Origin of the sequence: Streptomyces sp. MK37H (assembly GCF_018035285.1) — a bacterium.
GTDB classification, from domain to species: Bacteria; Actinomycetota; Actinomycetes; order Streptomycetales; family Streptomycetaceae; genus Streptomyces; species Streptomyces endocoffeicus.
This window is the reverse complement of sequence record NZ_JAAAYH010000420.1, coordinates 1-7,780: the sequence shown is the minus strand read 5'-3', so window position 1 is coordinate 7,780 and position 7,780 is coordinate 1. Positions and strand designations below refer to the sequence as shown.

Sequence of the window (7,780 nt, the reverse complement as noted above, 5' to 3'; positions counted from 1 at the left end):
TGCGACGGGGGAGACGGGGGACGTCCGATGACGACCGGTGCCTGGACGGCCGTGGATGACCGGCGCGTGGTGCCCGCGCTGGGTGGGCTCATCGAGGGCACGGGGATGTGGCGGACCGGGACGCTGGCCTGCATGGACCGTACCGGCCGGTTCCTGACCGGGGCGTGGGACCCGCCCGGCCCCGAGGGCGAGGACGGGCCCGGGATCGCCGGGGAAGGGTCGTGGGTGCGGTTCATCGGGCGGATCGGGGCCGTGGCGCTCCGGGCCGCCGTCGCGTCCACGCGCCCCGAGCGGCGCGAGCGGCAGCTGGCGCTGCTGGAGATGTGGGCGGAGAGCCCGTTCGCCGATCCGGCCGCCCGGCTGCGCACCGGGATCGTGGTCACCGAGCGGTTGGCGGTGCGCGACGAGCACGGGGCGGCGGTCAGCGTCGGGTGGAGCCGCGAGGGGCGGCGCCGGTTCGTCGAGCTGCGGACGGGGGACGCGGAGCCGCCGAGCCTGGGGGAGATCGAGGAGGCGCGGGACGTGCCGCGCGGCTGGGGGAGCCCGGAGCAGCTGCGGCGGCTGGTGGCGCTGGTCCGCGAGCGGGGCCCGGCCCCGTGGGACCGGGAGGCCGTGGCCCTGCTGCGGGAGCGCACGGGCATGGGGCGCCCCGCCGCGTCCCTCGCGCTCGCCGGGCTCCTGGAGCGGATGTACGTCCCGTTCCTGGACGCCGACGAGCGGGCGACGCTGCGGCTGAAGGTGGCCGAGGCCGAGGACGGCGCGTCCGAACTGGCCCGGCTGACCGCGCCGGAGCGGCTGGAGCTGCTCGCGGACGTGCTGCCCGAGGACCCCGCCGAGCTGTGGGAGCCGGACGGGATGCGCGGGGTGGCCGAGCGGCTCGCCGAGGCGTGGCAGACGCGGTGCGGCCGACGGGTCGTGGTGCCCGAGCGCACCCTCAAGGCGGTCGTGGAGCTCCAGCTGCTCCGCCTCTCGGCGGCCGAGTTCTGCGCGGCGTTCACCCACCCGCCGCCGAACCCGGGCTCAGCGCGCCCCTCGACACCTGGATCAAGAACAGCGAGCACGGCCCGCTGCTCACCGACGCCCGGTGGGACATCGTGCGGTTCGAGGACCGCCTGCGCTCCGTCGTGCCGCACCTGGCCTGGGTCTACGCCGAGCTCCCCGCCGGCGACCCGGTCCGCGAGGGGCTGCCCGGTCTGGTGCGGCTGCTCCTCGAGCGCCTGGACCACCCGGGGCTGCTGCTGCGCGCCGGGCACCCCGCCGCCGGTTCGGGGCGTACGGTCGCCGAGCTCCAGGAGCGGTTCGGGTTCCGGCCGTACGCGGGCCCCGAGCGGCTGGACGTGGCGAGCATCGACGACGGGCTCACCGTGATCACGGACGGCACGGTCGACCGCAGGGGACACCGCTCCCCGCCCAGGGTGCACTTCCGCCCCGCGTTCTACGGCGACGACGAGCGCTCCCAGGCCCTGGTGGCCCTCACGTCCGGCTTCGGCCGGGAGGATCTCCCCCTGGTCGAGTGGCTGCGCGGCCCGGTCTGCGCGCGTATCGCCGAGCGGGTCGAGAGCGCGTCGCTGCCGGTCGGGGCGTACGAGTCCAACCCGGCGACCTCCGCGCCCGACCTGGTGGCGCGGGTCGCAGGCGCGCTCGGCGTCGACGAGGACGCGGCGGCGCTCCACCTCCAGCTGCTGGCCCTGCCCACGCCGACCGACCGCAACGTCCGCACCTGGAACGGGTGGAAGACCGCCCGGCACCAGAAGGCCGCCGCCACGCTGGTCGAGCGCGGCCTCGTCATCGAGGACAAGCGCCCCCGGGCGGGCCGTCAGGTCTTCCTGCCGGGCGAGTGGATCCACGCCAAGAAGCCGTACCAGCCCATGGAGGCGTGGAAGGCGGAGCTGATCGGGCTGCGGCGCTCCTACAACCGGCGGCTGGAGAATCCGCTGCCGCTGCCCGCCCGCACCCTGCCCGAACTGTTCGCCCACGCCTGGTCGCTGGTGGAGAAGGGCGAGGGACCGGCCTGAACCGGCCCTCGGGCGGCCCGCTCCAGGGGCTCCGAGCGCCTTCTCGTCCCCCGGGGCTACTTCACCCGCACCTCGCACACCATCCGCCGCCGGTGGTCCACCGTGCGCTCGGGCCCGGTCAGCGTCAGCGGCACGGTGTGCCGTACGCCGGAGTCGGCGCTGGAGGAGGCCAGCCGCAGCTCCAGGGCGCCCGGTTCCACCACCCGCGTGCCATCGGCGCCCAGCGGATACGAGGCGAGGTCGGCATGGAAGGCGAAGTGGACCTCGGCGGACTCGCCCGGCCGCAGCGGCACCCGTGCGTAACCGATCAGCCGGGACACCGGCCGGGCGATACGGGCCACCGGATCGTGCAGGTAGAGCTGCACGACCTCCGTCCCGGCCCGGTCACCGGTGTTGCGTACGGTCAGCCGGACCGTGGTCTCCCCGTCGGTCGGCACATCGGCCGCGTCGGCCTCCGGGCGCTCCCAGGCGAACGAGGTGTAGGACAGCCCATGGCCGAAGGGGAACAGCGGAGTCGGGTCGATCGAGCTGGCGTCGCCCCGCAGCCCGAGCGGCGGCTGTGCGTACGTCCAGGGCTGGCCGCCGGGCGTGTACGGAACGCTCACCGGCAGTCGGCCCGAGGGGTTGACGCGCCCGCTCAGCACCCCGGCGACCGCCGGGCCGCCCTCCTCACCGGGGAAGAACGCCTGCACGGCGGCGGCCAGCAGGCGCGACCAGCGGCCGAGGGCGTACGGCCGGCCGGTGAACAGCACGAGCACCACGGGCGTGCCGGTGGCCACCAGCGTGTCCAGCAACGCCCCCTGCTCACCGGGGAGTTCGAGGTCGGCGGCGTCACAGCCCTCGCCCGAGGTGCCCCGGCCGAACAGGCCCGAGCGGTCGCCCAGCACCGCGACGCACACATCCGCGTCGGCCGCCGTCCTGGCCGCCTGCGCCAACCGGCTCTCGGCGGTGAGCGCCGCCGCACCGGCCGAGGCCGTGCCCCCCGCGTCCCCGGCGGACGCGGCGGGTCCGGGCGCGGCGCACCCCTCGGCATGGGTGATCCGCGCACCGGGCAGCTCGGCGCGCAGCGCGGCGAAGAGCGTCGGCACCTCGATGCCCAGGGGGAGTCCGGGGTGCTCCACCCCGACGTGACGGGGGAAGGTGTAGCAGCCGAGCATGGCGGCCGGGTCGTCGGCGAGCGGGCCGACCACCGCGATCCGGGCATCCGGCGCGAGCGGCAGCACATCGCCGTCGTCGGCGAGCAGCACCACCGACTCCTCGGCGAGCTCCCGCGCGACGGCCCGCATCTCCGGCGGATCGAGGTCGATGCCGTCGGGGCCTGCCGGTCCCGCCGGCTCCGCGAGCGCCGCCGGCATCGGCGACCAGTCCGCGTCCAGCAGCCCCAGCTCGCACTTCTGCCGCAGCACCCTCAGCGCCGCCCGGTCCACCAGCGCCTCGTCCACCTCCCCGGCCCGCACCGCCTCCCGCAGCGGGGTGCCGAAGCAGCGCACCGCGGGCAGCTCCACGTCCACACCGGCCGCCAGCGCGAGCCCGGCCGCGCCGCCCCGGGTGCCGGCCACCCGGTGGGCCAGCTCCAGGAAGGACACCCCGAAGTAGTCGGCGACGACGGTGCCGGTGAAGCCCCAGGTGTCGCGGAGCAGTTCGGTCAGCAGCCAGGGGTTGGCGGCCGAGGGCACACCGTCGAGGTCGTTGTAGGAGTGCATGACCGACCGCGCGCCACCGTCCCGTACCGCCAGCTCGAAGGGCGGCAGAATGACATCGGCCAGTTCCCGGGGCCCGATGGAGACGGGTGCGTGGTTGCGGCCGCCCCGGGAGGCGGCGTAGCCCGCGAAGTGCTTGAGGGTGGCGACGATCCCGGCGGACTCCAGGCCGCGGACGTACGCGGTGCCGATGGTCGCGACCAGATAGGGGTCCTCGCCGATGGACTCCTCCGTACGGCCCCAGCGCGCGTCCCGCACCACATCCAGCACCGGGGCCAGCCCCTGATGGATACCGGCCGACCGCAGCGAACCGCCGATCAGCTCGGCCGCCCGCCCCACCAGCGCCGGGTCGAAGGACGCGCCCCAGGCGAGCGGGGTGGGGAAGACGGTGGCGCGCCAGGCGAAGAAGCCGGTCAGACACTCCTCATGGGCCAGCGCCGGAATCCCGAAGCGGTTGCCGGCGGCGATCCGGGCCTGGAGGCGGGCCAGCGCGGCGGCGCCCTCGGCCGGTTCGACGGGGGAGGTGCCGAAGGGGCGGGTCAGCTGGCCGATGCCGTGCGGGAGGAGGCCGTCGAGGTCCACGGCCTCGGACACCTCGTGCTGGAGCGGGGCGACGTCCTCGCCCTCCTCGGCCTCGGATCCCGGCCATACGCCGACGAGTTGGGCGAGCTTCTCCTCCAGCGTCATCGAGGAGAGCAGGGCCGCCGCGCGGTCCTCGGCGGAGAGGGAGGTGTCCTGCCAGGGCTGAGGCATGAAGCTCCTTGTCGAGGTGGGGGAACGGCTTGTGTGGCCCGGAAACGGCGTGGGTGCCGCCCGGAGGCGGCCTATTTGCCGCCCACGCCCATCAGCCCACTGATCAGCTGACGGCGGGCGAAGAGATAGACCAGGAAGATCGGGACGATGGAGAGCACCACGGCGGTGAGCAGCGCCGGGGTGTCCACCCGGAACTCGCCCACGTAGTCGTACAGCCCCAGGGTCAGCAGCCGGTTGCTCTTGGACTGGGTGAGCAGCAGCGGGAAGAGGAAGCCGTTCCAGGCGTGCAGGGCCGACATCACCCCGACCGTGGAGATCCCGGACCGCGACAGCGGCACCACGAGCTGGAGCAGCACCCGGGTCGGGCTCGCCCCGTCCAGCGCCATCGACTCGTACAGCTCCTCGTCGATGTCGCGCATCGTGCCGACCAGGATCAGCACGCTGACCGGGAGGGAGAACGCGGCCGTCGGCAGGATCACCGCGAGCAGGGTGTCGTAGAGATGGAGCTTGGTGATGACCAGATAGACCGGGATCACCACCGCCTGGGAGGGGATCGCGAGACCCAGCAGGAAGATCTGGAAGATCCGGCGGGAGGCGCGGCCGCGGGCGCGGACGACGGTGTAGCCGACGGTCACCGACAGCGTGATCACGATCGCCGCGCACACGGCCGTGACCAGCGCGGTGTTGAGGAGGTAGGAGAGGAAGTCGGAGCGCAGCACCCGCCGGTAGTTGGCGAGCGTCGGATGGTCGGGCAGGGCCAGCGGGCCGTCGTCGATATAACCGTCGCGGGTCTGGAAGGTGGCGGCCACCAGGACGTACAGCGGCAGACCGACGATGCCGAGCCAGATCAGGGAGCCGAGCCCGGCCGGGTAGTTGGCGCGGGGCAGACCCCGGCGGCGGAGGCGGGGGCGAGGGGCCGCCGGGGTCTTGTTCGGCGTACGGACGCCGTTCAGGGGGCGGTTCGGGCGAGGGTTCGGGTGGTCGTGCAGGACGTCGGTCACATCCCCTCCCGGGTGCTGCGCATCGCGGCGAAGCCGGTGAGCCGCACCAGCAGCAGCGAGACGGTGGTGGCGACGACGACGAGGATGGTGGCGACCGCGCTGGCGTAGCCGAGGTCGAACGCCTGGAAGCCGTTCTTGTACATCAGGTACGGCACGATCGTGGTGTCCGTGCCCGGCCCGCCCTTGGTGAGGATCAGGACGGTGTCGAAGAAGGTCAGCGCACCCACCACCATGATCACCGAGGAGGTGACGATGGTGTTGCGCAGCTGGGGCAGGGTGATCGAGAAGAACTGCCGTACGGTCCCGGCGCCGTCGATCGCCGCCGCGTCGTAGAGCGAGCGCGGGATGGCGCGGGCACCGCCCTGGTAGATCAGCGTGTGCAGCGGGATGAACTGCCAGGCGGTGACGAAGAGGATCGCCCCGAAGGCGCCCTTGGAGCTGCCGAGCAGATCGCCGTCCGCGAAGCCCAGGGCGGGGCCGATGTCGGCGATCAGGCCGAAGTTGGGGTCCAGCAGCGACTTCCAGACCAGCGCGAGCGCCACGGACGAGCCCAGCAGTGGCAGGAAGAAGATCGCCGACAGTACGGCACGGTTGCGCTGCCGACCGGCCGCCCATACGCCCAGCAGCAGGGCGAGCGGGGCCTGGAACACCCAGGTCAGCACGGTCAGCACCAGGCTGAGCCAGATGGCCTGATGGGTCTCCGGGTCGTCCCACAGCCGGGACCAGTTGCTCATCCCGGTCCAGCTGGGGGTGCCGATGCCGTCCCAGTCGGTGAAGGCGAGGGCGCCGACCAGGACCATCGGCGCCACCGCGAAGAAGACGAAGAACAGCGCCCCGGGGAGCGCCCAGACGACGCCGGGCCGGCCGACCCCGGCCCGGCCGGCTTTCGCCCGGCCGACGCTCCGGCGAGGCTCGCGTGCCGGGCGCCGCTCGCGGGTCGCGGCGTCCGCCATCACATGCCCTTCAGGGCGTCGATGAACCCGGCCGGGCTGAGCTGCCCGTTGAACAGCTTCTGTACGGCGGTGTGCAGCGGCGGGGTGTACTTGGCGGGCAGCGCCTGGTCCCAGGAGAGCGTGAAGTCCGGGGCCTGCTTGACCAGGTCGTACTGGAACCGCGCGTAGTCGGGGTTCTCGTGCTCGGCGAGCAGGGAGGTGGCGTCGGAGGTGGTGGGGACGTCCCCGTTGGCGATCAGGTCCTTGGAGTAGTCCTGCTTCGCCGCGAACTTCACGAACTCGATCGCCGTCTTCTGCTTGTCGCCCTTCACCTTGGCGTTGACCGACCAGTAGTTGGTCGGGTTGCCGACGACGCTCTTGGGGTCACCGCTGCCGCCGGGGACCGCCGGGAAAGTGGTCCAGCCCAGCCCCGACTTGGCGAACGCGGGCTGGTTGGCCTTCTGGTTGGCATACTCCCAGCTGCCCATCAGATGCATGGCCGCCTTGCCCTTGGCGAAGAGCGTGGAGGCCCCGTCGGCGGTGTAGTTGACCGACTTGTAGTTCTTGCCGAACGCGCCCCGGCCGACCAGGTCCCTGACGGTCCGCGCGGCCTTGAGCACCGCCGGGTCGTCCCACGCCGCCATCCCCTGGCTCTGGATCTTCTGGAACACCCCGGCCCCGCCGTAGCGGTCCACCAGGTACTCCACCCACATCAGCTCGGTCCAGGCGTCGGTGCCGGCCAGCGCGAACGGGGCGACGCCCTCGCCCTTGAACGTGTCGATGAGCTTCAGCAGATCGTCCCAGGACTTCGGGGGCCTGGCCCCGGCGTCCTCGAAGACGTCCTTGTTGTAGAAGAGGATCACCGGCTGCATCCCGCGCATGGGGATCCCGTAGTGCTTCCCGTCGATCGCGCCCGCGTCGAGGATCGTGGGGATGAACGCCTTCTTCAGCTCCGCGTCCTTGGCCATCGCCGGGTCGAGATCGAGCAGCATGTCCTTCTTGACGAACTCGCTGATGCTGCCGCCGCCCCAGTTGAAGAAGATGTCCGGGGCGTTGGGCGTGCCCATGGAGGTGCGCATCTTGTCCGAGTAGCCGTCACCGGGCACCTGGGTGAGCTTCACCTTGATGTCGGAGGTCTTGTTGAACCGCTTGACGACCTCGCGCTGCACCTTGGTCGACGCGTCCTGGTAGACCCAGACGTCGAGGGAGTCGTCATCCGAACCCCCGGGCCCGCTGCTTCCGCAGCCGGCGAGTGCCGTTCCGACCAGCAGCACGGCCGCTGCCAGGGTGGACGCACGAAGGGTGGACCTTGACCGAGGTATGCGCATCGTGTGCCTTCCGGAAGTAGCCCGATAATTCTCGGAAGCGGTTGCGTGGAA

General features: G+C 72.7%; 5 protein-coding genes and 1 pseudogene. 2 read left to right on the top strand and 4 right to left on the bottom strand.

Features of this window, described 5'->3' with window-relative positions; genetic code table 11:
• Together GWI24_RS36380 and GWI24_RS36375 are read left to right on the top strand one after the other, a co-directional pair.
• Window positions 1-1,368, top strand: a pseudogene (locus tag GWI24_RS36380) (hypothetical protein); the annotation flags it as partial.
• Entirely contained in the window at window positions 1,338-2,015 is a 678-nt protein-coding gene (locus GWI24_RS36375; RefSeq protein WP_210950309.1) for a hypothetical protein, read from the top strand. The pseudogene GWI24_RS36380 and the gene GWI24_RS36375, both read left to right, overlap by 31 nt.
• A 56-nt stretch (window positions 2,016-2,071) precedes the next feature.
• On the opposite strand, the gene GWI24_RS36370 is transcribed toward GWI24_RS36375, so the two are convergent.
• From GWI24_RS36370 to GWI24_RS36355, 4 genes are all read right to left on the bottom strand, one after another.
• Window positions 2,072-4,468 (bottom strand): glycoside hydrolase family 3 N-terminal domain-containing protein, encoded by a 2,397-nt coding sequence (locus GWI24_RS36370; RefSeq protein ID WP_210950308.1) that lies wholly within the window; start codon window positions 4,466-4,468, stop codon window positions 2,072-2,074.
• A 71-nt stretch (window positions 4,469-4,539) separates the two neighbouring features.
• Window positions 4,540-5,355, bottom strand: coding sequence for a carbohydrate ABC transporter permease (locus GWI24_RS36365; protein WP_210950310.1), 816 nt, complete (start codon window positions 5,353-5,355; stop codon window positions 4,540-4,542).
• 110 nt (window positions 5,356-5,465) lie between these two features.
• Window positions 5,466-6,422 (bottom strand): carbohydrate ABC transporter permease, encoded by a 957-nt coding sequence (locus GWI24_RS36360; RefSeq protein ID WP_210950307.1) that lies wholly within the window; start codon window positions 6,420-6,422, stop codon window positions 5,466-5,468.
• Window positions 6,422-7,729, bottom strand: coding sequence for an extracellular solute-binding protein (locus GWI24_RS36355; protein WP_210950306.1), 1,308 nt, complete (start codon window positions 7,727-7,729; stop codon window positions 6,422-6,424). The genes GWI24_RS36360 and GWI24_RS36355 overlap by 1 nt, the downstream gene beginning before the upstream one ends.
• Between the last annotated feature and the right edge of the window lie 51 nt (window positions 7,730-7,780).